Annotated in this window: 24 protein-coding genes; 4 read left to right on the forward strand and 20 right to left on the reverse strand. The window is 67.2% G+C overall.

What is annotated here, in order from left to right:
- Nucleotides 1-21: 21 nt before the first annotated feature.
- Entirely contained in the window at nucleotides 22-1,185 is a 1,164-nt protein-coding gene (locus tag P0L94_13065) for an acyl-CoA dehydrogenase family protein (protein WES63388.1), read from the reverse strand.
- 77 nt (nucleotides 1,186-1,262) lie between these two features.
- Between P0L94_13065 and P0L94_13070 the strand changes: the two genes are divergently transcribed.
- Entirely contained in the window at nucleotides 1,263-1,730 is a 468-nt protein-coding gene (locus tag P0L94_13070) for a DUF3237 domain-containing protein (GenBank protein WES63389.1), read from the forward strand.
- 34 nt (nucleotides 1,731-1,764) lie between these two features.
- On the opposite strand, the gene P0L94_13075 is transcribed toward P0L94_13070, so the two are convergent.
- The 15 genes from P0L94_13075 to P0L94_13145 all read right to left on the reverse strand — a co-directional run bounded on the left by P0L94_13075 (nucleotide 1,765) and on the right by P0L94_13145 (nucleotide 17,422).
- Nucleotides 1,765-2,580 (reverse strand): PaaX family transcriptional regulator C-terminal domain-containing protein, encoded by an 816-nt coding sequence (locus P0L94_13075; protein WES63390.1) that lies wholly within the window; start codon nucleotides 2,578-2,580, stop codon nucleotides 1,765-1,767.
- A gap of 28 nt (nucleotides 2,581-2,608) precedes the next feature.
- A complete protein-coding gene (locus P0L94_13080) occupies nucleotides 2,609-3,415 on the reverse strand; it encodes an ABC transporter ATP-binding protein (protein ID WES63391.1) in 807 nt (268 codons plus the stop codon).
- Nucleotides 3,408-4,232 (reverse strand): ABC transporter permease, encoded by an 825-nt coding sequence (locus tag P0L94_13085; protein ID WES63392.1) that lies wholly within the window; start codon nucleotides 4,230-4,232, stop codon nucleotides 3,408-3,410. Before P0L94_13085 ends, P0L94_13080 begins: the two co-directional genes overlap by 8 nt.
- A complete protein-coding gene (locus P0L94_13090) occupies nucleotides 4,229-4,996 on the reverse strand; it encodes an ABC transporter permease (protein WES63393.1) in 768 nt (255 codons plus the stop codon). The genes P0L94_13085 and P0L94_13090 overlap by 4 nt, the downstream gene beginning before the upstream one ends.
- A gap of 149 nt (nucleotides 4,997-5,145) precedes the next feature.
- A complete protein-coding gene (locus P0L94_13095; GenBank protein WES63394.1) occupies nucleotides 5,146-6,126 on the reverse strand; it encodes an ABC transporter substrate-binding protein in 981 nt (326 codons plus the stop codon).
- 134 nt (nucleotides 6,127-6,260) lie between these two features.
- A complete protein-coding gene (locus P0L94_13100; protein ID WES63395.1) occupies nucleotides 6,261-6,896 on the reverse strand; it encodes an iron-sulfur cluster-binding domain-containing protein in 636 nt (211 codons plus the stop codon).
- Nucleotides 6,897-7,191: 295 nt separating this feature from the next.
- Nucleotides 7,192-8,364, reverse strand: a complete 1,173-nt coding sequence (locus P0L94_13105) for a cytochrome P450 (protein ID WES63396.1) — start codon at nucleotides 8,362-8,364, stop codon at nucleotides 7,192-7,194.
- A gap of 43 nt (nucleotides 8,365-8,407) precedes the next feature.
- Entirely contained in the window at nucleotides 8,408-8,962 is a 555-nt protein-coding gene (locus tag P0L94_13110; GenBank protein WES63397.1) for an HtaA domain-containing protein, read from the reverse strand.
- 42 nt (nucleotides 8,963-9,004) lie between these two features.
- Nucleotides 9,005-10,222, reverse strand: a complete 1,218-nt coding sequence (locus tag P0L94_13115; protein ID WES63398.1) for a cytochrome P450 — start codon at nucleotides 10,220-10,222, stop codon at nucleotides 9,005-9,007.
- Nucleotides 10,222-11,859 (reverse strand): phosphonate ABC transporter, permease protein PhnE, encoded by a 1,638-nt coding sequence (gene phnE, locus P0L94_13120; GenBank protein ID WES63399.1) that lies wholly within the window; start codon nucleotides 11,857-11,859, stop codon nucleotides 10,222-10,224. The genes P0L94_13115 and phnE overlap by 1 nt, the downstream gene beginning before the upstream one ends.
- A 1-nt stretch (nucleotide 11,860) precedes the next feature.
- Complete coding sequence (phnC, locus tag P0L94_13125; GenBank protein ID WES63400.1) at nucleotides 11,861-12,655, reverse strand: phosphonate ABC transporter ATP-binding protein; 795 nt, start codon at nucleotides 12,653-12,655, stop codon at nucleotides 11,861-11,863.
- A 14-nt stretch (nucleotides 12,656-12,669) separates the two neighbouring features.
- Nucleotides 12,670-13,659: a phosphate/phosphite/phosphonate ABC transporter substrate-binding protein gene (locus P0L94_13130; GenBank protein ID WES63401.1), complete on the reverse strand. Its 990-nt coding sequence runs from the start codon at nucleotides 13,657-13,659 to the stop codon at nucleotides 12,670-12,672.
- Nucleotides 13,660-13,788: 129 nt separating this feature from the next.
- On the reverse strand, nucleotides 13,789-15,162 hold the full coding sequence (locus tag P0L94_13135; GenBank protein ID WES63402.1) for a hypothetical protein: 1,374 nt from the start codon (nucleotides 15,160-15,162) through the stop codon (nucleotides 13,789-13,791).
- Nucleotides 15,163-15,268: 106 nt separating this feature from the next.
- Nucleotides 15,269-16,201 (reverse strand): LysR family transcriptional regulator, encoded by a 933-nt coding sequence (locus P0L94_13140; GenBank protein ID WES63403.1) that lies wholly within the window; start codon nucleotides 16,199-16,201, stop codon nucleotides 15,269-15,271.
- 414 nt (nucleotides 16,202-16,615) lie between these two features.
- Nucleotides 16,616-17,422, reverse strand: a complete 807-nt coding sequence (locus P0L94_13145) for an IclR family transcriptional regulator C-terminal domain-containing protein (protein WES63404.1) — start codon at nucleotides 17,420-17,422, stop codon at nucleotides 16,616-16,618.
- 111 nt (nucleotides 17,423-17,533) lie between these two features.
- Here P0L94_13145 and P0L94_13150 point away from each other — a divergent pair, with 111 nt between their 5' ends.
- Together P0L94_13150 and P0L94_13155 are read left to right on the forward strand one after the other, a co-directional pair.
- The gene (locus P0L94_13150; protein ID WES63405.1) at nucleotides 17,534-18,517 is read left to right on the forward strand and encodes a PDR/VanB family oxidoreductase; all 984 of its coding nucleotides are present in this window, start codon (nucleotides 17,534-17,536) and stop codon (nucleotides 18,515-18,517) included.
- Nucleotides 18,518-18,532: 15 nt separating this feature from the next.
- Nucleotides 18,533-19,732 carry a cytochrome P450 gene (locus P0L94_13155; protein ID WES63406.1) on the forward strand — a complete coding sequence of 400 codons (1,200 nt, stop codon included), beginning with the start codon at nucleotides 18,533-18,535 and terminating at the stop codon, nucleotides 19,730-19,732.
- A gap of 28 nt (nucleotides 19,733-19,760) precedes the next feature.
- Here the strand turns inward: P0L94_13155 and purU are convergent, their stop codons facing one another.
- From purU to P0L94_13170, 3 genes are all read right to left on the reverse strand, one after another.
- A complete protein-coding gene (gene purU / locus P0L94_13160) occupies nucleotides 19,761-20,645 on the reverse strand; it encodes a formyltetrahydrofolate deformylase (protein ID WES63407.1) in 885 nt (294 codons plus the stop codon).
- Nucleotides 20,646-20,661: 16 nt separating this feature from the next.
- Nucleotides 20,662-21,531 carry a methylenetetrahydrofolate reductase gene (locus P0L94_13165; protein ID WES63408.1) on the reverse strand — a complete coding sequence of 290 codons (870 nt, stop codon included), beginning with the start codon at nucleotides 21,529-21,531 and terminating at the stop codon, nucleotides 20,662-20,664.
- 148 nt (nucleotides 21,532-21,679) lie between these two features.
- The gene (locus P0L94_13170) at nucleotides 21,680-23,062 is read right to left on the reverse strand and encodes a DUF6351 family protein (protein ID WES63409.1); all 1,383 of its coding nucleotides are present in this window, start codon (nucleotides 23,060-23,062) and stop codon (nucleotides 21,680-21,682) included.
- Nucleotides 23,063-23,482: 420 nt separating this feature from the next.
- Between P0L94_13170 and P0L94_13175 the strand changes: the two genes are divergently transcribed.
- The gene (locus P0L94_13175) at nucleotides 23,483-24,250 is read left to right on the forward strand and encodes an IclR family transcriptional regulator (GenBank protein WES63410.1); all 768 of its coding nucleotides are present in this window, start codon (nucleotides 23,483-23,485) and stop codon (nucleotides 24,248-24,250) included.
- 57 nt (nucleotides 24,251-24,307) lie between these two features.
- Here P0L94_13175 and menE read toward each other — a convergent pair whose 3' ends face one another.
- Nucleotides 24,308-25,978, reverse strand: a complete 1,671-nt coding sequence (menE, locus tag P0L94_13180) for an o-succinylbenzoate--CoA ligase (GenBank protein ID WES63411.1) — start codon at nucleotides 25,976-25,978, stop codon at nucleotides 24,308-24,310.
- Nucleotides 25,979-26,009 lie beyond the last annotated feature (31 nt).

Raw genomic sequence — 26,009 nt, forward strand, 5'->3', positions numbered from 1 at the left:
CCGCTTTCGTGTGCGGCGTGATCAGCGCGCGAGCTGACGTCCGATGATCTCCTTCATGATCTCGGTCGTGCCCCCGTAGATCGTCGCAACGCGGGAATCCATATAGTCGCGGGCGACCGCGTACTCGCGCATGAAGCCATAGCCGCCGTGCAGCTGCACGGCTCGCTGGATGACGCGCTGGTGGAGCTCCGTGGCCCACCATTTCGCCATCGCGGCCGTCGTTCCGTCCAGCGCGTGGCCGGAAGCGTCGACGATGCATCGGTCGATGAACGTCTGCGTGACCTCGAGTTCGGTGGCGAGCTCGGCCAGGTAGAACCGGTTCGCCTGGAAGTCCACGACCCGCTGGCCGAACGCCTTGCGGTCGCGAGCATGGGTTAGAGCAAGGTCGAACGTCGCGCGCATGCGGGCCATCGACATGACCGCGATGCTCAGGCGCTCTATCGCGAGGTTGCGGCGCATGTGCCGCATCCCCTCGCCGGGTGTGCCGAGGATGTTCTCGCTCGGGATGCGCGCGTCCACGAACGACAGCTCGGCCGTGTCTTGAGCGGAAAGACCCACCTTCTTCAGCGGCCCCGTCCGACTGAATCCCGGGGTGTCCGCGTCGACGATCACAAGGCTGATGCCCTCGCGTCCCGCCTCCGGATCCGTGCGCACCGCGACGATGAAGAAGTCCGCGAGAAGACCGTTCGAGATGAACGTCTTCGCGCCGTTGAGGATGAGGTCGTCTCCGGACGGCAACGCCGTCGTCGCGATCGCCGCGAGGTCGGACCCCGCGCCCGGCTCGGTCATCGCGATCGCGCCGACCTTCTCGCCCGCGATCATCGGCGCGAGCCAACGCTCGTTCTGGGCCGGCGTCCCGAAGGCGATCAGGTACGGCGCGATGAGATCGTTCTCGCCGCTGATCGACATGCAGACGTCGCTTGCTCCGACGCGGGCGAACTCCTCGATGACGATCGCGTTGTAGCGGAAATCCTCGACCCCGCCACCGCCGAACTCCTCGGGCGCGGTGATCCCGATCAGGCCCGCCTCTGCGGCCTTGCTGAAAAGCGCGCGATCGACACGGCCGGCATCGGACCAGTCCTCGAGGTTGGGCACCACCTCGCGCTTGACGAACTCACGTACGGCGTCGCGAAACTGATCGTGCGACTCGTCGAAGATCGTTCGCTTCAGGGCTACGTTGACCATGTCATCTATTGTAGATCACAACTATTTATCATGACAACAGGTACGGGTTGTTCCAGCACCGATGGTTGAATGAGCTCATGCCCATCGAACCGCCGCGCACAGGGCTCGAGCATCTCTTCCGCGCCGAGGTCGCCGTCGGTGCCGTCGAGGACTACGGCATGACCCGTGCCGGCCACCGGCGCATCGTGGCGATCAGCGGGGGCTCGCTGTCGCAGGGTGTCGACGCGACGATCCTCCCCGGTGGGGCCGACTGGCAGGTCGTGCATGCCGATGGCACGCTCGAGATCGATACGCGATACTCCGCCCGGACCACAGACGGGGAACTGCTCCACATTCGTACCCGCGGGGTGCGCTCCGGGCCCCCGGATGTGCTCGAGGCGATCCTGGCCGGTGAGCAGCGCTCGCCCGACGAGTACTACTTCCGTGTCGTCGTGACGATCGAGACCGCCGCCGAGCGCCTGCGCACGCTGCAGGACAGCCTCATCGTCGCCGCGGCCGCGCGCGAAGCATCGCGCGTGGTGTACGACGCGTATCGCGTCCTCTGACCGGGGTGCGCCGACCGGCGGTCGACCCGCGCGTTCAGACGGCGACTCTCGCCCCCATGAGCCGGGAGAACTCGGCCTCGGCGGGTCCGAACAGTTCTGCGCGACGGGCTCGGTAGACCGCGTAAGACTGCTCCGCCGGCCAGTCGTCCCCGAGCAGCTGCGGAGGCAGCCGGGGATCGGCACGCAGCAGCGCGAGCCAGTCCGCCACCAGCATGATGCGCGCCGACAGCGCACGATCGGCGCCGTCCGCGGCCCCCTCGTCCGACCAGGTGGACAGGAATCCGTCGTGCGCCGCGCGGATGTCGCTCAGGCTCCACGCATCGCCGAGTGCTTCGGCGAGCGGGAAGCCCTCGAGCTCCTCGGCTCGGAACGCCGTGACCGCTCCGAGAGGAAGGTCGTGCCGCAGCGGCTCGAGCACGGCCGCGAGGTCGACGTCGCCGGGGGCGAGCCACAGGCCGTCACGGAGCAGGGCGAATCCCTCCCAGCCGAGCACAGCGCGGATGCGATGCCGCAGCGCGCGCTGGCCTTCCGGCACCGAGAAGGTCACGAGCGTCCAGCCCGCGCCGCGCGGGTCGAACGGCCGCGGCTCGTGCACACGGCGCGCGCCCTCTTGCAGCACTTCGTGGGCCTGCGAGGTGAGCTGGAACTCGATCTCGCGGCCCACGCGACGACGCTCGAGCAGCCCGTCGGCAGCCATGCGATCCAGCGTCGCGCGGACGGTCGGCGCCGCGATACCCGCGCCGTCGAGAGCCTCGATGATCACGCCCGCGCGAACGGGCCCGACCCCGGTGTCATGGACGAACTCGCCGAAGAACGCGAGCAGCAGCCGCTTCGCGGCACGCTGACGCATCACTCCTCCCTCGTCGACGGCACGGCGCTCATGCGGTGGGGCGGATGGCTTCGCCGCGTTTGGCGCGTTGGATCTGCTCGTACACGTGGGTGCGCAGCTCGGTGAAGCGGGGCAGGGCGCGGGTGGTGATCTGGTCGCGGTCGGCGTCGAGGTCGATGGCGAGGTCTTCCTGCACCCAGGTCGGGGACTTCGAGAGCACCACGACCCGTTCGCCGAGGTAGACGGACTCGTCGATGTCGTGGGTGACGAACAGGATCGACATGCCCCGCTCCAGATGCAGCCGCCGCACCAGATCCTCGAGATCGGCTCGGGTCTGCGCGTCGACGGCCGCGAACGGCTCGTCCATGATCAGCACCTCGGGCTGGTACGCCACGGCGCGGGCGATCGCGACACGCTGCTGCATGCCGCCGGACAGCTGCCACGGGTAGCTCTTGTGGGCATGGCCGAGGCCGACCGCCTCGAGGGCGTCGTCGATGAGCTGGTCCCGGTGCGCCTTCGACATCTTCTTGTGCTTCAGCGGCAGCTCCACGTTCCCCCGCACCGTCAGCCACGGATACAGGCTCCGCCCGTACTCCTGGAACACCAGCGCCATGTCCGGCGGCGGCGCGGTCACCCGGCCGCCATGCAGCATCACCGTCCCCTCGGTGGGCTTGAGCAGCCCCGCGATGCACTTCAGCAGCGTGGTCTTCCCGCACCCCGACGGGCCCACGATGCACACCAGCTCACCCTTCTGCATCGAGAAGCTGATATCGCCGATCGCCTCGACGGACCCCGTCGCGGACTCGTAGACCTTCTTCAGATGCTCGACCTCGAGCAGCGTGTCACGTTCAGGCACGTTCGACCTCCTTGATTCCGTGGTACCAGCGCAGCACCCGACGCTCCGCGAACCCGAAGATCGCCGCGAGCAGAACACCGATCAGACCCAGCAGCAGGATGCCGCTCCACATCTCCGCGATCAGGTAATTGCGCTGGAAGTAGACGATCCGGTACCCCAGACCGGACGACGAATAGAACATCTCCGAGATCACCATCAGGATCAGCGCGATCGACAGCGACTGCCGCACCCCCGCCATGATCCGCGGGCTCGCCGCCGGCAGCACCAGGAAACGGATCGTCTCACCGACCGTGAGCGCGAACGACCGCGACGTCTCGGTCATCACACTGTCCGTGGACCGCACCCCGTCGATCGTGTTCAGCAGCACCGGCCACACCGCACCCACCACGATCACCGTGATCTTCATCGCATCGGTCGGCCCCAGCAGCACCGCGATGATCGGGATCAGCACCGGCGGCGGCACCGCACGGAAGAACTCCAGCATCGGCTCCAGCAGCTCACGCAGCCACCGGTTCAAACCGATCAGCGTCCCGGCGACCACACCGATCGTGACCGACAGCACGATCCCGCCCGCCAGACGCCCCAGACTCGGCAGGATGTCCTCGAAGAACGCCGGACCCACCCACGTCTCCCAGAACGCCGCGAAGATCGTCAACGGCGACGGGAAGAAGATCTCCGGCGACACCGAGGACCACACACCCCAGATCACCAGCAGAATGATCGGCAGCCCCAGCGCATACGCGGTGCTCTCCCCGACCTTCCGCCACAGCGCAGGCCCCCGACGCGGGACGACGACAGTGCTCGTATACAGAGTCACAGCACTTCCTCCCCCCGCACCGACTGATGCCACGACAACGCACGACGCTCGATCGCACGGAACACCAGATTCACAACCAGCCCCAGCAGACCCGTCACGATCACCAGCGCATACACCCCGACATAATCACCCGCGGACTGCGCGAACACGATCTCCCGACCCACACCCGGATTCCCGATCGTCATCTCCGCCGTCACCGCAAGGATCAACGCCACCGTCGCCGCCAACCGCACACCCGTCATCAGATACGGCAACGCCGTCGGCAACACCAGATTCACAATCCGCGAACCCCGACTCAACCCGAAACTGCGAGCCGTGTCACGAGCCACAGCATCCACATCCGCCACCCCGTACAGCACCTGCACGAACACCTGCCAGAAACTCGCGAACACGATGATCACCAACGCCGCCTGCAACTGGATCCCGAACATCAGAATCGCCAACGGAATCAAAGCCACCGACGGAATCGGACGCAGGAACTCCACCGTCGTATGCGTCGACCGCCGCAAGAACGGAACCAGACCGATCACCGTCCCCAACACCGTCGCCAGGGACACCGCGATCACCAGACCGATCCCCCACGCCGTCATCGTCCGACCCACATTCCGCCAGAACTCCACATCCAACATGTCCGCAGCAAGCCGGGCAAGCACCTCAGACGCAGGCGGGAACGTCGCCGGATTCAACAAACCCAAAGTCGGAATCAACTGCCACGTCAGCAGAAAACCCGCAATCCCCGCCGCACCCAACGCGACCTTACGCACCGACCGACGCGCACGCGCACTCCGATAACGAGCCGCAACCACAGAAGCCTCAGCAGTCATAACAACCCTTCCGAATCAGGGGACGAGGTATCGAGGGCGGGGCTCCGACACATGAAGCGCCGGGAACCCCGCCCTCGATCGTCAGGCTCCTACTGGAGCTGGATCATGACGTCGAAGTCGGGCATCTCGTCGAGCACTCCGTAGTCGACGGCCAGCTGTGCCAGCTCCTGGACCTTGTCGACGTCCAGCACAGGCGTGAACGACGAGATGGTCAGCGACTGTGCGGCCTCCAGCGGGATGTCGAGGTTGCTGGCGATCGCCGCATCCACTGCGTCTTCGTTCGAGGCTGCCCACTCCAGCGCTTCGGCCATCGCACTGGTGTAGCTGGCCACGAGCTCCGGGTCGGAGTCCATGAGTTCCTGCGTCGTGTAGTTCGTCAGAACCGTCAGCCCGGGAATCGTCGCCTGGTACGGGTACACCACTTCGACCCCGCCGGCACCGACGATCATGCCGCGGAAGGGGTCGGGGACCCAGCCGGCGTCGATGGTTCCGCCCTCGAGCTGAGCCTGCACGTCGGGGAAGGCGACCTCGACGAACTCGATGGTCGTGGGGTCACCGCCGTCGTCCTCGACGGCCTTCATGATCGTGACGTCACCGGCCGCGCCGAGGCTGTTGACCGACACACGCTTGCCCGAGAGATCAGCAGGCGACTCGATCCCCGAATCCCCGAGCGCCACGACGGCGTTGACGTCCTGGCCCTCGGCGAGGCTGTCGGCGTAGTTGCTGAGGATCACAATGCCCAGATCCTGGAGTTCGGCGCGCATCGGGCCGAACGGCTGACCCACCGCGAACTGGATGTCGCCGCTGATGAGCGCGGGGATCGCGAGCGCTCCACCCTGTGCGGGGACGATGTCGAGTTCGAGTCCATAGTCGGCGAAGATCCCCTCCTCCATCGCCGCCCACAGGGCTCCCGTCTCGGCGATGGGCAGCGCGGCCACGCGAACCGTGGTCATCTCCCCATCGGCATCCGAGCCCCCCTCCGTCGCCGTCGGAGCGCCGGAGTCGGTGCATCCGCTCAGCGCGAGAGCGCCGGCTGCCATGATGCCCAGGATTGCAAGCCTCTTCTTCATTGAAGTCACCTTTCGTCGGAGGTGCGTCACCGAGCCTCCGGTGACGGCGGGCACACCACCGTGCCACAGTCCTGATGGTCGCTGAATGCGCCTCAGGTCTGAGGCTATTTCCTCATCATGTGGAGCGCGAGGGGTTATGCGTCGAGCACGAGAGTGTCCGACCGCGCGCGGGATACGCACGGCATCATGACGAGCCCCTCGGATCGCTCCGTGTCGGTCAGGACGGAGTCGCGGTGATCGACGACGCCGCCGAGGAGACTGGTCTCACATGACCCGCAGACTCCCTGCGAGCAGGACACCGGGATGTCCACCCCCACACGGGAGGCCGCGTCCACGATCGAGTCGGCGGCCTGAACGACAGCACTGACTCCCGACCGGTTGAATGCGACCTCGAATTCATCCCGGGCATCGGCGGCGGCGACGACAGGCCGCGGCGCGAACCACTCTGCGTGCAGAGGGCCCGCATCGACCCGCCGCGCAGCCTCTTCCAGCCCGACCAGCAGCGACGTCGAGCCGCATGCGTACAGACGTCGACCGGTTCCGTCTCCGAAGGCGATGGCATCGAGATCGGGGCGGCCATGCTCGGACGTGATGTGCAGCGTCACGCCCCTCTCAGGCAGCCGGTCGAGGTACGCGGCCCTGCCGCGCTCCCGCACGATGTAATCGAGGCTCCACGGCACGCCCGTTTCCTCACAGTGCTCGATCATCGGCAGGATCGGTGTGATCCCGATCCCGCTGGCGACGAATCGGTACCCCGCTGCCGGGAGCATGCGGAAGTTGTTCCGAGGCCCCCGGACGGTGACGCGCTGGTGGGGCTCCAGGCGCGTGTGGAGAGATTCGGATCCGCCTCGGCCCTCGGGCTCGCGGAGCACAGCGATCCGCCATTCGCACACGGCGTCGCGCGGTCCGCACAGTGAGTACTGTCGAACGGCCCCGACAGGTGTCACCAGCTCGAGGTGAGCTCCGGGATTCCATTGCGGAAGCGGGCCCCCATCCGTCGCAGCCAGGACGATCTCGATGACCTCGTCCACGACGGGCTCTATCCGCGAAACGACGAGTTCCATGTCAGCTCCGCACCGCGATCGGCAACGACAAGAAGCGGAATGGGCGGAACGGCGACGGGGTCGGACGATCACCGAGAACGTAGTGATGACCGCTCGCGACGAGTTCTTCCAGCAGGATCCTCAGCTCCAGGCGCGCCAACGGCGCACCGAGGCACGCGTGGATCCCCGCGCCGAACGAGAGGTGCCGGTTCGGTCGACGCGCATAGTCCGTGCGTTCGGGATCGGCGAACTCCTGAGGATCGTGGTTGGCCGCGGCGATTCCGAGTTCGATGGCCTGGTCTCGTCCGATCGGCGTGCTTCCCACCTCTCCGGGGACGTTCGCCTCCCGTCCCACACCCGCCAGCGGGGGCGCCCACCGCAGGATCTCCTCGACAGCGGCCGCAATCTCATATCGCCCCTCGTTCAGCCCTTCCTTCAGCTCGGGATCGGACGCGAAGCGGGCCATCATGCTGTTCATCGCCGCGGTCGTCGTGCCATGGCCCGCGCTGATCATCTGTTTTCCGATCTCACGAAGCTCGTCCGGCGAGAGTTCGCGGTCGTCGATACGAGTCTCGAACAACGCGCTGAAGAAGTCGTGCTCCGGGTCGCGCGGGGCACGACGGCGCTCGGCGATGATCGAGTCGATGTGGTCGTTGACCCGCCCATCGATCTCGGCGAGTTCGTCGGACGTCATCGGCCTTGTCGGGTTGAGGGACAGAGACTTCAGCAGCCCGACATCCTCGACGGGAAGCCCCAGGAACACACAGAGTACGTGCGCGGGAAGCGGCCCGCCGACCGAGTCGGCGAAATCGCCCCCTCCGGCTCGCGCGAACCGGACCACGTAGTCGCGGACGATCGGCCTGATCATCGGTTCCAGGAGCGAGATGCGACTCGGGCGGAACAGAGGCGTGAGTGCCGCGCGATAGAGCGCGTGAGCCTCGCCGTTGTAGGTGAGGGGGATGAAGCTCGGCTGGTCGCGCACGAACATGAACGGCCGGCCGCTGCGATACTGCGACGGATCTCTCAAGCACTCCACCACCAGGGGGTACGTGCTCAGCTTCCAGTACCCGCCATGGTCCTCGCTCCATGACACCGGCGGCTCGGCGCGCAACCGAGCGAGTTCGTCCGATTCGGCCGCGAAGAGTTCGACGACACCGTTGTTGTCAGCCATGTGATGAGAATAGCTGAAACCCAATTAAATCGGACTATTGGTGGTATTTACTTCAACTAGATTGGAGTTACTCATCTTCGCGACCCGACGGCCTTCCGGCGGGAACCCGTACCGTCAGCGCCGCCATCGGCTCGCCCGTGGCATACGACCACCCGAAGAGCTCGGCACCGGTGTGAGTGAGCGCGGTCGCAGCCTCATGCCACATCTGGACTGCGCCGTCGGCCTTCGCGCCTTCGAGGACGACATCGACGACGTCGATGGGCTCTTCCGTCGATTCGCCGGCGGAGGGAACGAAGCTGAGCACGGCCGCCCGGCCGTGCACCGTCAGCAGGGGATCGCCGATGACGACACGCAGCATGCCTCCGTGGGCCGTGAACTCGACTTCACCCCCGAACCGCGCCTCCCTCACACAGCCCTCTTCGTCATACTCGACTCCGACGAGCGGAAAGTAGAACTCGCCCGACATCGTCGACGCAGCCCCCCGCCGGACCTGCGCCCGACCACCGGAGCCGACCACGTATCGAAGGAAGCTCCCGCGGACCCCCCACGCGAGTCCGAGGTCGGCCCGACGAGGGCCCTCGCCGCGAGGATCCGGGCCGGGCACACCCGCGTGAAGCGACATCAGCGTTGGTCTTCGGCTCGTCGACCGTCTGTGCGCGGGCCGCTACCCACGAGCAGGGCTAAGGGAGAGCGGGACGGCCTTCGGCCCGTACTCCAGCCAGTTCATCATCTGGACCTCTCCGTCGAGCGTGAACTGCTCCGTTGCGTTCAGCAGCTCTTCGAGCGCGATGGCCACCTCCATGCGGCCCATGTTGGCCGCGGGGCACTTGTGCGCTCCTCGACCGAAAGTGAGGTGAGCGTTGCCGGCTCTCCGCAGCACGAACTCGTCGGGGTTGTCGTACACCGTCTCGTCGCGGTTCGCGGAGGGATAGATCAGCGCGACTGCTTCGCCCGCGCGCACGGTGCGTCCGTGAATCTGGGTGTCCTTCGTGGCTGTGCGCGAGAAGACCCGGTACGGCGCGTGCATGCGGAGGAACTCCTCGGCCGCCGCCGGCATCTCATCCAGGTTCTGTCGCAGATGAGTCTGCAGGTCCTGGTCCATCGCCAGGTGCACGATCGAGCTTGCGATCACCGCCTGGGGGGCCCCCATGCCCGCGACGATCAGCTGTCGCAGGGTGGCGAGCGCGGACTCGGACGTGATCGAGTTCGTCGGGTCATCCGCGGCCGCCTGGAGGCTGGCGACCATGTCCGTGTCCGGATCGGCGCCGGCCTCGAGTCGCTCGCGATAGATCGTGCGGGCGATGTCGTACAGCTGGTCGCTGCACTCCGCGATGACCGCGGCATCCATGTCCTGGATCGCGAACGAGTATCTGATTCCGATGTCGCGGACCCGATTCATCAGTTCGGAAGGGGCACCGATCAGAATGGCGAAGCAGTCGATGACGAACGGCGCGGCGAAGTCTCGCACGGCATCAGGCGACGGGTTCTGCAGAAGCTCGCGGATACCGCGGCGTGCGGCCTCTCTGAACTCGCCCTCCCGTTCTTTGAGCAGTGACCGCCGCAGCACCCGGTCGATCGCCGTCCGGTACTCCCCGTGCTTGGGGGGGTCGATGTGCAGCGGTGGGCGAGGCGACTTGCGCGGAACGGCGGGAACGACGTTCTGCACCGAGGTGATGAAGCCTTCGTCGTCCTGGACGATGCGGGTGACGTCGTCATAGGTCAGCGCGGACCAGAATCCCCCGAAGTCGCTGCTCCAGGGAAAGCCGTTCGTCTTGCGGAGTTCGGCGTAGTCGGCGTGCGCGCTGCCGAACGTCTCGTCGAGAGCCGGTGACCACTCCGACGGTCGCGGAGCGGTCGCGTTCTCGGGGACGTGAATGGTCATCAGAGGATCCTCCTTCTCGCCCAGCGGGCGATTGCTTCGAGCAGGACGACGATCGCGACGAAGCTCACGAGCACTCCCGCCGTGGTCTGGTAATCGAGCGTGGCGACCGACTCCTCGAGGATGAACCCGACGCCGCCGGCGCCGACGATCCCGAGGACGGCGGACTCGCGCAGCGCGAGATCGCTGGTCAGCATCCCGTTCGAGATGAACGATGGCACGAACTGCGGCCACACTCCCGACACGAACACCTGGATGCGACCCGCCCCCGTGGCCTGCAGCGCCCGGATCGGCGCAGGGTCGACCTTCTCGAGGGAGTCAGCGAACAGCTTCGCGGACAGCACGGTGCACGAGATCGTCAGCGCCAGGAAGCCGGCGAACGGGCCCAGTCCGAGCGCCGCCACGAAGAGCAGCGCGAAGATGATGTCCGGGACACCGCGGACGAGGACGAGCGCGCCTCGGATGGCGAGGCTGAGGGGCTCGAACCGAATGAGATGTCGGGTGGACAGGATCGCGAGCACGAGGCCGAAGACGCCACCGACCGTCGTCGCGGTGATCGCCATCAGGAAGCTCTCGAGCACACCGATGAGAACCTCAGCCGAGATGTTCGGCGGAAAGAAGCCGGCGAGCATGCTGAGGGCGATATCGACGGAGCGGCCCATCCGCGCGAAATCGATCTGCAGCTGGGTGAGCGAGAACATGAACGCGCCCGCAGCCGCGACCGCCCCGCCGACACGGAAGCCACGAGAGACGTTCCAGCCGAGCACGCGAGGATCCTCGCGTTTCCCATACAGCGCGACAGCGCTGTTCTCTTCTGCATGCTCTGCGACCGCTCGCTGCACGAGATAGGCGATGAGCTCCAGGATGAGCAGGAGCACGACGATGAAGACGATGATCCCGAGGGCTCTCTGGTAATTGAGGCTCCCGATCGCCGTCTGCAGGGCCACGCCGATCCCGCCGGCCCCCACGAGGCCGAGCACCGCCGACGCACGGATGTTGATGTCCAGCCGGTAGAGCACAAGCGACGAAACGGCGGGCAGCGCTCGCGACAACGTCGTGGCCAGGAAGATCTGGGTGCGAGACGCGCCCACCGCGGCAACGGCGTCGTTCGCCACCGGGTCCTGCTCTTCGAAGACGTCGGTCATGAGCTTGCCGATCATGCCGATCGAGTGCGCGGCGACGGCAAGCGCTCCCGCCAACGGGCCGAGCCCGAAGATACGGACGAAGATGATGGCGAACAGGAGCGTGGGCACGGCGCGGCTGAGGACGATGATCGCCCGGGCGACCCATTGCACCGCTCGGGGGCCGCTGTACCGATTCGACGCGGCGGCGGCGAGGGGAAGCGAGACGATGGTCGCCAGGCCGGTTCCCGCGATGGCGATCCACAGCGTCTCGAGCGTGAGTTCGAGGAGCGACCCGGGGTCGTCCACGACCGGCGGGACCATGCGCTGGAGCAGCGCGGCGATGTCTTCGAAGCCCGCGAGGACCGCGTCGGGGCGGGCGTCGATCCACCACATCCCGAACAGGGAGACGACGAGGTACCCGAGGGGGACGGCCCATGTCGCGATGACTCGCCGCTGCCGAGGCGGCGGGACGGGAGTCGACGACGTCGACGGCGGCCGGGTCTGGATGGCAGGCACGTCAGGCCTCCGGCGGATCGTCGTAGATCGCCCGGATCTGTTCCTCGGTCGTCTGCGTGGTAGGCCGGTCGAGGCAGATCGCTCCGCTTCGAACGGCGACGACCCGGTCTGCCACTTGCATGGCGTAGTCGACCTGGTGCAGCGAGCAGATGACGGTGAAACCCTCCTCGTCGCTCAGGCGCTTGAGTGTCGACAGGACGCTCAGGCTGGCTCGCGGGTCCAAAGATGCAACTGGCTCATCCGCGAGCACGACCTCGGCGTCCTGCATCAGCGCTCGCGCGATCGCGACGCGCTGCTGCTGCCCGCCCGAAAGAGTGTCTGCACGCTGGAAGCGCTGGTCGATGAGGCCCACCCGCTCGAGATTGTCCAGGGCTCGCTCACGAAGTCGCCGTGGATAGGTCGCCACGCCGTAGCGGGGCATTCGGAGCGACCCGAGAGATCCCATGAGCACGTTCTCGAGCGCACTCAGGCGTCCGACCAACCCGAACTGCTGGAAGACGAAACCCACCCTCGTTCGAAGGCGTCGCAGCTCAGACGGGCTGCAACGGCCCAGGTCGAGACCCAGCACCGACACCTGTCCCGCGACCGCGCGGTGGGAGCCGTTGAGGAGCCGCAGCAGGGTGGACTTGCCCGCGCCTGAGGGCCCGACGAGGGCGATGAACTCGCCGGCGCGGGCGCGGATGTCGATGTCTTCGAGTACGACGTGCTCGCCGAAGGCCATCCGCACCCCCCTCATCTCGATGGGGTGGATCGCCTCGGCGACCATGGGATCCGACTCGCTCACGATCAATGTCATCGTTGCTCCGACCGTCACTCTGCTCGGCAGACCTCGGCCTGCGTGGCCGCGCAGATGTCGTTGATGAAGTCGTAGTCGGACGCGTCGGCGGGAGCATAGGCGAATGCGCCGGTCCCGCTCCAGCGGCACGAGTCCTGACCGGCGTAGTCCGGGCCCCAGTTGTCGGGAGCCGGCTGCTCCTCACCCTCACAGAACCCTGCCTCGGCGGCGGTGACGGCGTTGTAGCCGGTCAGCGCTTGGGCGATCTGGGAGCGGACCTCTTCGGGCAGCCAGTTCCCGACGGTCTGGGCGGTGCCGGCGATTCCCGGGGACTTCCACACCACCTCGGTCTCGCCCTCCTCGATCAGCCCCGAGGCGGGGAAGAGCAGATCGATGAACGTGGACGCGGTGAACGCCACGTCGCAGTCGCCCGCGAGCATCTGCGTGACAGCGACATCGTGTGCACCCGTGAAGATGGCGTTGACATCGGTCTCCGGATCGATGCCGGCCTCCACGAGCCCGGCCGCGCCTGCGAGGTAGCCGGTCGTCGAACCAGGGTCGGTGAAGCAGATGTCCCTGCCGCCGAGATCCTCGAGGGAGGTGATATCGGTCCCCGCCGGGGCGACGGCGTATGAGAAGACCACGCTGGACTCGGGGTCGGGACTGAGCTGATCCATCCCGATCGGCGTGATGTCGGCCACATCGGCGGCAAGGTAGTACGCGAATGGACCATACGTCGCGATGTCCACCCGCTCAGCGACCTGCGCTTCGATGAGTCCCGCATTGCTGCTGACCACCTGGATCTCGACCGGAATGCCGGTCGACTCCTCGATCGCATTCGCCAGCGCCTGGGTCGAGGCTTCCAGATCCTGGCTGTTGTCGGTCGGCACGAGTCCGAAGACCAACTCCTCGGGTGCGGCTCCGTCGGAGTCCGAACCCTCTCGGGCGTTCGGACTGGCGCTGCAGCCGGCGATGAGCAGCACGGCGGCTGCGAGAACGGGGAGTGCTCGGAGTGATGTACGCATGGACCGATTCCTTCTTGTGTGTGCAGCGGCTCTGCTGCGATGGCGGGACGAGCTGTGCATGAGTCCGACGACCGCTTCGATCGGCCGCCGGCGGAGGGAGTGGGAGTGGGCGCTCATGTCGGGCGTGGATCACCGCGCACCGGCACCTGCGAGGTTTCGCGCCGACTGCGCCGGCGACGTCGTGCTCACCGTGGCTCGGATCCTCATGGGCGCGTGATCGGGGACGGTTGGGTTGGAGCGCCCGCCGTCGTGATCCCCCCAGAGGATCTCGACGGTATTGCCGTCGACGGCCTGGTCCGTATCGACGGACGCCAGCGAGATCCAACGGCCCAGGTTCACCGTGAACGCGTGGGACATCGTGACGCCGACTGCTTGGTCACCGCTGAGCACGATGTCGCGGTTGCCGGTGAACGGCGGATTCAACAGGCGGGGCGCGCCCGGCTCGGACAACTCTGATCTGATGATCAGCGCCTCGGTGTCCTGGCGATCCCACTCCAACCACACCTTCTGGCGCGGGGGATCGCCTGCCATCTGCTCGAGGGCCGGACGACCGATGAATTCGTGGTCGAACCGCACGAGGCGGCCATAGCCGAGATCCCAGGGGGTCGAGTAGTACTCCTCGACATCGTCCGGGTGGAAGCTGCCCGTCATGCCCATCCCGAAGTTCTCCATCGCGGTTTCGGGCAGCCATTCGCGATAGGCAGCCATCGCGTCGCCCGTGTAGATGGCAGGGACGAGACGCCCCATCCAGCCGGACTCGGCGAGGGAGGAGATGTAGGCGAGTGCACCACCTCGGACCAAACCGTGCTCCTCCCCGGCTTCGGCGATCGCGTCGATGACCGTCTGCGTCGCATGCGCAGGACCCAGCAGCTCGAATCCGCTGCTCTCGTCACCGGGGACGCCGCTCATCGTGTGATTCAGCGCGAGGACCTCGACGCCGGCGATCTCGATCCTGCCGACGCGGAAGAACGGGATGTCGGGCATCGGGTGGGACGACGCATCCTCAAGGATCGCGCGAGCACGCGGACCCTCGAGCTCGTAGCGGAACAGCCGCTTCCCTTGGGCGTTGACGAAGCTGGCCTCGTCACGACTCAGCGTCACGTCGTAGTCGCCGACCTCTGCTTGGTACATCACCCAGTTGATCGAGTACTCGAACCCCGCCATGTTCACGGATCCGTCGGGCAGGCAGATGATGATCGAGTCCCCGATGACGTAGCCGTCTGGGTTGACCGCGACATGCTGCTTCGCACGCAGTGGCCCGAACCCGGCGTAGCTGTTGATCGAGGTGTCGGCGAGCAGTCGCAGTGTATCCGGGCCCGAGATGAACAGGTCCGTCATGTGCGCACTCTGGTCGAACAGGACGGCGCCCTCGGACCACGCGCGCTGCTCGTCTCGCCAGTTCGTGTGGACGAGAGGGTACGGGAACGTTCTTCCGCGCGTGAGCGGAACCTGCAGCATCTGTGCGGGTGCGGTGAAGCCATCCATGCGTGTCTGCAACGACATCAGAGCCTCTTCAATCTTCATCGATTGGGCAGCGAGTTGCAGGGAGTCTGACACCCTCGATCTCGGAATGTCAACTCTTATCTAAGAAGAGGCGTCGTAAATGCAATCAGATCATAGTACTTGACCGAGGGGCGACATCGCTGGACTGCTGCCGCCCGATCCCGACGAGGAGATCGCGGACAGCCTCGCCGCCGGCCGAGAGCCCCTTCTCGTGCGACCACGCGGCCACGATCTGCACGGGCTCGAAAGGGGGGCCCAGATGAGTCAGCTGCACCCGATCGGCCGCGGCCGTTCGAAGTCCCCGGATGTCGGGGAACAACCCGAATCCCGCCCCCGCCGACACCATTGCCAGCGCCACGTCGAGAGAGGGGGCTCGCCGAGTCAGCGGCGGTCGTGAGCCGGCACCGTCGAACACGCGGCCCGCGATCGTGCGTCCGAGGACACTGTCGACGAGAACGAACGGCTGCTTCAGGGCTTCCTCGAGGGGCGCGCGGGTCTCGCCTGAGCCCTGAGCACTTCTGGCCAACACGAGGGGAACACTCGAAATCGAGGTGTAGGCGAACGTATCCGTCTCGTCGGCGAGGAACATCACGGCGATGTCCAGTGCGCCCGACTCGAGACCCGCCGACAGGTCGGCCCGCAATCCGGCGCGGATCTCGAGCTTGACACCGGGGAGATCATCTCGCGCAACGGCAGCCAGCTCGACCGCGAGTTCTGCCACCAGCACCGCGGAGACCCCACATCGCACGGTGCCGCTCAACGTTCCCGGCGCACCGGAGACCTCGTCTTCGAGGTCTGAGAGCCGCGTGAGGATGTCTCGCGCACCTTCGGCAAGACGTCGGCCCGCCGATGTCATGGTCATGCCCACGGCACGCTTGCGAACACACACGGGACGTCCGACATGCTTCTCGACTTGGCTGATGGACGAGCCGAGCGCAGACTCGGTGATTCCGAGAGTCGCGGCAGCTTCACGGAGGGACTGCGACTCGGACAACACGATGACGTGCTGAAGCTGCCGCAAAGTGAGCTTGTTGGTCATCCGGACCTGCCTTTCCAAGGTTCCGACCGCGGTTCGACCATGTCAGAAGTGGTCACCCACGAGCTCCCAGGTCCACGCCGCCCTCGCCGTGGTCGACCTCAGGTATGTGGTCACCCCTGGACGGGCCGGGGAGTCCTCCGGCTCCGGGATGGACAGGAGGACCGGAGCGACGGCTACTTAAACAGAACTGCGGATCTTTCTCGTCATTGAAGTCTCTTCTCTAGTTGGTCGAAGCTAGCAGGAGTTCGCGTTCTGACGCGAGGGACCCGCCTGACCGAGCGATCGGAACCGGCCGCGATTCGCCACCGTGTTGCTCACGTCGCCCTCACGAGCGCCCGTGGGTCGAGCGCGAGTCCGTGGCGCCCGCCCGAGCCGCCTGGCGGGCGATGTAGTCCGCGGAGGCCTTCGACAGGTTCAGCAACGGCTGGCTCTGCATCCCACCGGGGGACCGTGCACCCCCCTCGGGGAGGTACGAGTCCCGCAGCGCGTTCGCGAGCCCCGCTGCAGCCACCGTGAGCAGCTCGATGATCGGTCTGGGGTCGGCGGCGTCATTGGGGACCACGACCCCCAATGCGGCGTAGGCGTGTTCTGCGACGCGAGCACCGGGACCGCGATGCCGCGGGACTCCTCGTAGATGAAGCCGTCGGTCACGGCGAATCCGTCCGCCCGCACCCGCCGCAGGCGTGCGCGCAGGCTGTCTTCATCGCGCAGCGCGAATCTCGTCGGCGCCGGCCACCCTTCGTCGACCACTGCGTCGATGACATCGTCCCCGGCGTAGGCGAGCAGCACCAGGCCCAGCGAACTCACCGGCAGCGGCATCCGGCCTCCGATGATCGTCGAGTTGACCACGGCATCCGGTGTCGACATGCGCTCGATGAACAGGATCTCGTGCCCGCTCCGAACCCCCAGCTGCGCATGCTGGCGGACCCGCGCGTGGACGGCGGCGACCCACGGGCGCGCGAGTTCGCGCAGGCCCGCTCCGCCGGGCGTGCGCGAGGCGAACTCCCACAGCCGCAACCCGAGCCGGTACGTGCGGTCGGGCATGCGCTCGAGAAGCCGTTCGCCTTCGAGCTCTCGGACGATCCGCTGCGCGGTCGAGTGAGCGAGCCCGGAGCGCTGCGTGATCTGCGCCAGGGTGAGGAAGGGATTCAGCGCATCGAACGCATCCATCACCCGCAGATGCCGGTGGAGGACGGACTGGCCCTGCGATCCCCGCGCCATGACGAGATCGTACTCGTTGCCCGCTCAATGGACATCACCCTCTGTCACGGATGCTCGGATGCCTACTCTCGATCCGATCGAAGAAGATCGGTGATTCGGCAAGGAGGTCGGATGTCCACCCCAACTGTTTCTGCACACGTCACGGACCACGCAGCTCAGGCGGCGAGCGATTCACTCACGGTCGTCGCTCGGACCGAGGTCGCCGGCGGCGTCGTCGAGTACCGACTGCAGCACTCGGACGGCGGGCGACTGCCGGACTGGGCGCCGGGCGCCCACATCGACGTCATCCTGGCCGACGGCACCACACGCCAGTACTCGCTGTGCGGAGATCGCTGGGATGCCGAGACCTACACGATCGCCGTGCAGCGCGAAGCCGAGGGCCGAGGCGGCTCGATCAGCCTGCACGACCAGGTGTTCGCGGGCGACGAGGTGGGTTTCGGCGGCCCGCGCAACAACTTCCGCCTCGCGCCGGCCGAGGAGTACCTCTTCGTCGCCGGGGGCATCGGCATCACGCCGCTGCTCCCGATGATCCGCGCCGCCGAGCTGGTCGGCGCCGAGTGGCGGCTGCTGTACCTGGGCCGCACGCGGCCCCGCATGGCCTACGTCGACGAACTCGCCGCCTACGAAGGCCGTGTCGAGGTGCACTGCGCAGACGAGCGCGGTCGTGTCGACCTCGACGCCTGGCGCCCCACCGATCCCCGCGTGCGCGTGTACGCGTGCGGCCCCGAACGGCTCATGCACGCGATCACGGAGTGGGGCGCGGTCGGGGGAGGCTGGGCGCCCAAGGTCGAGCGCTTCACGGCATCCGCCGCCGCCGCCGCACCCGAGCGGCCGTTCGAAGTCGTCGCGACGCGCACGGGCGCCACCGTGACCGTCGAACGCGGCGAGAGCATCGTCGCCGCACTCCGCCGCGTCGGCATCGGCGTGATCACCTCCTGCTCGCAGGGCGTGTGCGGCACGTGCGAGACCGACGTCGTGGAGGGCGAGCCCGACCACCGCGACGCCCTGCTCGACGACGACGAGCGCGCGGCGTCCCGATCGCTGTACCCGTGCGTCTCACGCTGCCGCGGCGAGCGCCTCGCCCTCGACCTCTGACCCGTGAGGATCCGCATGTCCGCCATCACCGACACCGCGCTGCCCGTCTCGGCGCTCGACCCGTTCAGCGACGAGTTCCTGGCCGACCCCCTCCCGTTCCTCGAGGAGCTGCGTGAGCTCGGGCCGGTCTTCCGGCTCGAGAAGTACGACGTCCATGGCATCGCCCGTTACGCCGAGGTGCACCGCGCCCTCACCGACTGGCAGTCGCTGCAGTCAGGGGCCGGGGTCGGGCTCTCCGACTTCAACAAGGAGAAGCCGTGGCGCCCGCCGAGCCTTCTCCTCGAGGCGGACCCGCCGCGCCACGACGCGCCGCGCGCCGTGCTGACCCGGGTGCTCTCGCCTCGACGCCTGCGCGACCTGTCGGCCGAGTGGCAGGCCGACGCGGTCCTGCTCGTCGAGGCGCTCCTCGCCCGAGGGCGCGAGTTCGATGCCGTCACCGATCTTGCCGAGGTGTTTCCGCTGCGCGTGTTCCCGGACGCCGTCGGCCTGGGCGAAGAGGGTCGTGAGCACCTGCTGCCCTACGGCGACTATGCGTTCAACGCGTTCGGGCCGCAGAACGCGCGCGTCACGGACGCGGCCGCGCACATCGCGCCGCGGTTGGAGTGGGTGGCGCGGCAGTGCCTGCGCGAGAACCTGGCGGAGACCGGCTTCGGCGCCCAGATCTGGGAAGCCGCGGACAATGGCGAGATCACCTCGGCGCAGGCCCCGCTGATCGTGCGGTCGCTGCTGACGGCGGGCGTCGATACGACCGTGACCGGCATCGCCTCGCTGCTCCAGGCGCTTGCGAACAACCCTGAATCATGGCGCCGCCTGCGCGACGACCGATCGCTCCTCCCCCGCGCGTTCGAGGAGGCCGTGCGGGTCGACTCGCCCGTGCAGACGTTCTTCCGCACCACGACCACCGACACCGTGATCGCCGACGTCGTCGTCCCCGCCGGACGCAAGGTGCTCATGTTCCTCGGCGGCGCCAACCACGACCCCAGGCGGTGGGAGAACCCGGCCGAGTTCGACCTCGACCGCGACCCCTCCGGCCATGTCGGCTTCGGCATGGGGATCCATCAGTGCGTCGGGCAGCACGTCGCGCGCGCCGAGGCGCTCGCGGTGATCAACGCCCTGCTGGACCGTGTCGGGTCGCTCGAGCAGACCGGCCCCGGCCGCCGCCACCTCAACAACACCCTCCGCGGGTGGGAGAGCATCCCGGTTCGGGTGCGCTGAGCGAGGTGCGGAGCGACGAGACGAGGCGTCAGGGTCTGTCGGTGAAGACGATGGTGTGGTTGCCGTGGCGGATGACGCGGTCCTGGGCGTGCCATTGCACGGCACGGGAGAGGACGGCGCGTTCGACGTAGGCGCCGCGGGCCTGCATGTCTCCGGCGGTCATCGCGTGGTTCACACGGGCGACGTCCTGCTCGATGATGGGGCCCTCGTCGAGGTCCTTCGTGACGTAGTGCGAGGTCGCGCCGATGAGCTTCACTCCCCGCTCCCTGGCCTTGCGGTAGGGGGCTGCGCCGATGAAGGCGGGAAGGAACGAGTGGTGGATGTTGATCACCGGGACGCCGACGTTGTCGAGGAAGTCCTCGCTGATGATCTGCATGTAGCGGGCGAGGACGATGAAGTCGACGTTGTCCTTCACGAGCTCGAGGATCTTCGCCTCGGCCTCGGACTTGTCCGGCCCCTGGCTGGGGACGTGGAAGAACGGGATCCCGAACGTGCGGACGTCCTCGGCGGTGTTGGTGTGGTTGGAGATCACCATCGGGATCGTCACGGGCAGCTCGCCGCGCCGGTGACGCCACAGCAGCTCGAGCAGGCAGTGGTCGCTGGTGGAGACCAGGATGGCCATCCGCTTCGGGATGGACTGGTCGGTCAGCGTGAACTGCATCCCGAACGGCTTCAGGGTCTTCGCGACATCGGCTTCGATGTCGGGCATCGCGGCGGACAGGTCGGGGCGGTGGAACACGACCCGCTGGAAGAAGTCGCCGCCCTCGGGGTTCGAGGAGTACTGGTCCAGGGTGACGATGTTGCCCTTGTTGCGGGTGACCAGTGCGGTGACCGCGGCGACCAGGCCCGCCTGGTCGGGGCCGTGGACGGTCAGGCAGGCGTGGTCCTTCAGGGACTCGTGATGGATCGGCATGCGAACTCTCCCCGGATCACTTCGCGACGAAGTCGCGCGCCCAGTCGGCCGTCGCGAGCAGTCCGCCGAACGTGTACATGTGCAGCTTCACCGTCCCGGAGGCTTCATCGGCGGCGAGCAGGCCGGACAGGTCGGTCACGAACCGGTCCGGGCCCGCGGTGCCCATCAGGTTGGTCAGCGAGAAGCCGTACTTCTTCACGATCATCGCGTTCGCACCGACGCCGAACCGGCGGGCGAAGTTGATCAGCCGCTTGATGCCGGCAGGGCCGGGCGTGCCGATCCGGATCGTCGCGTCGATGTCGCGGGCGCGGACCGCGTCGATCCACGACATGACCGGGTCGGTGTCGAACGCGAACTGCGTGAGGATCGTGCAGTCGAGGTTCTGCTCCTTGAGCGAGGCGACCTTGTCCTCGAGGTGGCGCCACAGCACGTCGGTGGCGATGTCGGGGTGACCCTCGGGGTACCCGGCGATCGAGACCTCCTTGACGCCGTACTGCTGCAGGATCCCGGTCCGGATCACGCTCAACGAGTCGGGATAGGGGCCCTCGGGCTCGGCCGGGTCACCGCCCACGGCGAAGACGTGCTCGGTCGCGCCGACCTCCTGCAGCCGGCCGAGGAACTCCTCGAGCTGCGCCTGGCTGCCCAGACGCCGCGCGGAGATATGCGGGACCGGGGTGAACCCGAGGTCCTTCACGGCCTTGGCCGCAGCCACACGCATATCGAGATCCTCGTTCCCGAGGAACGTCACATTGATCTTCGTCCCCGCCGGGATCGCGTGCGCCGCCTCCTGCAGACCGGGGACATCCTTGCCCGTCATCTCGAGCGAGAAGCCCTCGACCAAGTCGATGGCCGACTCCGAATGGGCTGCCGATGTCGTCTTTGCCACGGTGGGTCCCTTCCTACACCTTCGTAAGTTCTCTTCTGGTACTGACTCCGTTCAAGAACGTAGTTCCTGTGGCGCGCAGGACGACGGCCGATCCCCATCAATGGGAAGGGCCGACCGATCGATCTCGGTCGGCCCCGCCCATCGACGATCAGAACAGGGGACCGCCGAACACCCCTCCACGATCGCCGAGCCATTCGTCGACGCCGAGACCGGGCGAGTAGGCCGACTCACCCAGGTCCAGCGCCTCTGCGCTTCGATCCAGTCCCTGCGGCGTGGAAGCCGGGGTCCAATGACCGGTCTCGAGCCGCTCGTTCATCGCGTTCACGGCCGCGACGTACTCGGCGGGCGTGAACGCGCAGTGGCCGACGCGGTCGATGTACGCCTGGCGCAGCAGGGGCTGGTTGTTCGCCTCCCGGACCGTCTCCTGATACTCCTCCTCGATCTGGGCCGGCACGAGGGTGTCGTACAGGGTGTGAACGGCGAGAACGGGCATCTCCAGCTGGCCGTCGAGGCCCGAGATCTCATCTGCGCGCTCGGTCGCGGCCGGATCTGCGACCAGGTCGGCGGTCTCGGTGAGTCGCTCGAGGTCCTCGCGCAGGTCGACACCGGACGCGCGGTAGAGCTTCTCCACGACCGATCGCGTCGCCGTGTGCTGGAAGAGCGTCTTGTAGTCCACCCCGACGTTCCACGACGAGTTGCCGCCGAGCGTCTGCTCGATGTCGTAGCGGGCGAAGACGAAGAAGGGGATGTTGCCCTTCAAGACCGCGAGCTGCTGAGCGGCGATGGCGTCGGCATCCTTGGAGGGGGCGCTCTGGTTCGAGGCCGATGTCGACAGCTGGAAGAACGCGGATGCCAGCGCGAGGCGGGCGCGACCCTCGGGAGTCGTCTCGGCGGTGGCGACGGCGGCATTCAGTGCGCCCACGAGCGCCGCCGCCTCGCCGAATCCCGAGAAGCCCCCGAGCTTCAGGTCGGATCCGCCCGGTGTGATCAGCTCCGCCAGAGCATGCAGACCGTCCGTCTGGTAGTTCAGCAGCTGAACACCCCCCGACATGAGCCCGCACATCGGCACCGCGCCGTCGATGAGCCCGCCGGCCGACTCTGCCAGCTGCCCGGCCACCAGCCCGCCCATCGACTGGCCGAGCGCGATCACGCGCGTCGGCTCACCGAACTCGCCCACGAACGCCTCGAGCGTCTCGAGCTGATCCTGCGCAGCGGTGTCGAGCGTCCATCCGGGGCGCTCGTAGGACGATCCGGCGATCGCGTATCCCTGGTCCAACAGCCCCTGCGCAGTCGCCGCGTTCGGCGCGTTGGTCGCGGGATTGCTCGGGTTGCTGGAATAGCCGTGGCTGAAGAGCACCAGGGTCCCCGTCCAGTCCGCGGGAACATCCGCCACCCACGTGGCCCGCCCGTCGGGGAGCGTGCCACCCGCGTGCTGCGGTGGCAGCTCTTCGGCATAGCTCGGTGCCGCTGCACCGAGCGCGATCGCGATTGCGGCCGCCGAGGCCACACAGATCATTCGCTTCGTCTTCATTGACCAGCCCTTTCGTTGTACAGGCGCCATGTCCGAGGAGCTGCTTCTCATTCGCCACGCTCGCCGCGGAACTCACCGCCGGTTGCGCCGCACGCTAACCGGTGGACGAGGGCGAAGGGTCCGGATCTGCACTTGAAGTGAATGACTGGGCCCACCTCGACACTTCGGCGCTCCTCGACCGGCATTCCGAGCAGGCGCCCGACCGATCGCGTTCGCTCCGGACGCTGGGATCCACATGAAGTGGAGGGTCTCTGTCAGACTCGTTCTTGGGTCGATTAGGTTCGTCGGTACGCGCGCGGAGGCCTGACCAGGGACCCGGGGATATCGCCGACGGAGAAGCTGCGTCGTGACGCGATCTGTGATGATCGTGCGGCGAGCAAGCGTCTGCGGTCGCGCGACAGAAGAACGAGGAGGTTCTCTGTGGCCCGTTCATCGGCCGGAATGTCATCACTCGAGCGTGCGGTTCACATCCTCGACACGTTCGACGAGGGCACGCGCGATCAATCCGCGAGCGAGATCGCCGCGAAGGCCCAGATGCCGCTGTCCACCGCACACCGCCTGCTCGGGGAGCTCGTATCGGTCGGACTCGTCGAGCGGCTGCCGGACCGCCGATACCGGATCGGATTGCGGCTCTGGGAGCTCGCCGTCCGGACGCCTGGCGCGCTCGGAATCCGCGAGATCGCCACACCGTATCTGCGACAAGCGCATGCCGCGATCGGGCAGAGTCTGCAGCTGGGGATTCTGGAGGGCCACGAGATGCTGTATCTCGAGCGCCTCTCGGCCCCGGGCGCCGTCGTGAACTTCATCGTCGTCGGCGGCAGGATTCCCTTCCATGCGACCTCCAGCGGGCTCGTCATGGCCGCCTTCATGGACCCCGCCTCCAGAGACGAGTTCCTCAGCGAAGAACTGAAGCCGTACGCGAACGCGCCGCTACCCGGGCCGCGCGAGATGACCCGGCAGCTCACTCGCGTCCGGCAGCAGGGCTACGCCACCACGCGAGGGTACATCCACCCGGACGCCACCTCCATCGCCGTGCCCGTCCACGCGCCTCTCGGCGGTGTCGCTGCGGCGATCTCGGCGATCGTGCCGACCAAGGACCCACGCGAGGCGGCAGTCCTCGAAGTCCTGATCCCGACGTCCAAGGCGATCAGCGGCGCGCTTCAGCGGCAGTACCGCGGGCAGGCGTAGCCGGCCCACCGGGGGCGCGACCGAAGCATGGCCGCACCCCCGCCGGCACCGCGTGGATCATTGGACACGCGCCAGCCGCAGCTGGTGCTTCTGCACCTTTCCCGAGGCGGTCCGAGGCAGCTCGGCGACGATCTCGAGCGTCTTCGGGATCTTGTACCGAGCCAGGCGATTCGTGAGGAAGTCGACCATCTCGGCGGCCGTCAGTTCTGCGCCGGGCATCAGCGTTACGATCGCGTGAGGCACCTCACCCCATCGATCGTCCGGGACTCCGATCACGGCCACGCCGGCGACAGCCGGGATCGCGGCGATCGCCTGCTCGACTTCCGCGGAGTACACGTTCTCGCCGCCGGAGATGATCATGTCCTTCGCCCGGTCGACGATCGTGAGGAACCCGTCCTCATCGGCGACCCCGATATCGCCCGTCTTGAACCAGCCGTCTTCGGTGAACGCGTCATCGCTCGCGTCTGGCCGGTTCCAGTAGCCGGGGGTGATGTTGGGGCCGGTGGTCTCGATCTCGCCCACCTCTCCTGCCCCGACGATCTCGCCGGTCTCGATCGCGCGGATGCGGAAGCGGACGAAGAACATCTGCGCACCCGACGATCCCACCTTCGCCTCGGCCTCCCACGGCGGGATCATGGCGACGCCGGGCGCTGCCTCGGTCATGCCGTAGCCGCCCGAGAAGGCCAGTCCGCGCTCCGCGTACGCGTCGATCACCTTGCGCGGCACCGGAGAGCCACCGCAGGTGAGTGTCCGCAGGGTCGAGATGTCGCTCTCGGCCCAGCGAGGGTCCTCCATCATCATCTGGTATGTCGTCGGCACACCGGAGATGTGCGTCGCGCGGAGGCGCTCGATGGCCTCGAGAGCCTCAGCCGGCACGAAGCGCTCCTGCAGCAGCAGGGTGGCGCCCTTGAGAAGTGTCGGCAGAAGGCCCATCCCCAAGGATGCGACGTGGAAGAGAGGTGAGATGAGAATCCACCGGGAGTCGCTCACGACGTCGTAGTCGACGATCACGCACAGCGCATTCCACGTGAGATTCCCGTGGGTCAGCACGGCGCCCTTCGGATGACCTGTCGTTCCTGACGTGTACAGAATAACTGCCGGATCATCCATGGTCACGGGGGTCGTGTCGATTCCTTCGACGCGAGGCGGGTACTCCATCGGCTCCGCGATCCGCAGCTCGCCGGCGTCGCGGATCGCCTCGTCGTAGTCTTCGACCCACCGTGGACGCCCCTCCTGGCCCTCCACCGAAGGATCGCTGACGACGAGCCGCCGGATGTCGAGACCGGTCGACGAAGCGGCGGCGAGGTGTTCGAGCTCGGCCGTGCTGATGAGCATCGTGGCGCCCGAGTCGTCGAGCTGGAACTCCAGCTCGGGAATGGCGAGCCGCGTGTTCAACGGCACGAAGATCGCCCCGAGCAGCGTCGTCGCGAACATCGCTTCGATGAACGAGGGGTGGTTCCCGCCGAGGTAGGCGACCCGGTCGCCACGCGATATCCCGCGCGACACCAGAGCAGCCGCGAGACTGTCGATCCGGCGGGAGAGCTCGGCGTAGGTGAGAGTCTGGTCTCGAAACTCGATCGCGGGGAAGTCGCGCGACTTCACCGCACGACGGCGGATCCAGTTGCCCAGTCCATCGGGAATCATTGCGTGTCCGGTGGGAACCATCGCGTATCTGCCTCCAGGGATCGTCATCATCGACGTGTCGTCGTCCTCGACGCGCTCAGACACTATGCGGACGTGCGGGAGGTCGCCACGGATC

The organism is Microbacter sp. GSS18, assembly GCA_029319145.1.
Classification (GTDB): Bacteria; Actinomycetota; Actinomycetes; order Actinomycetales; family Microbacteriaceae; genus Microbacterium.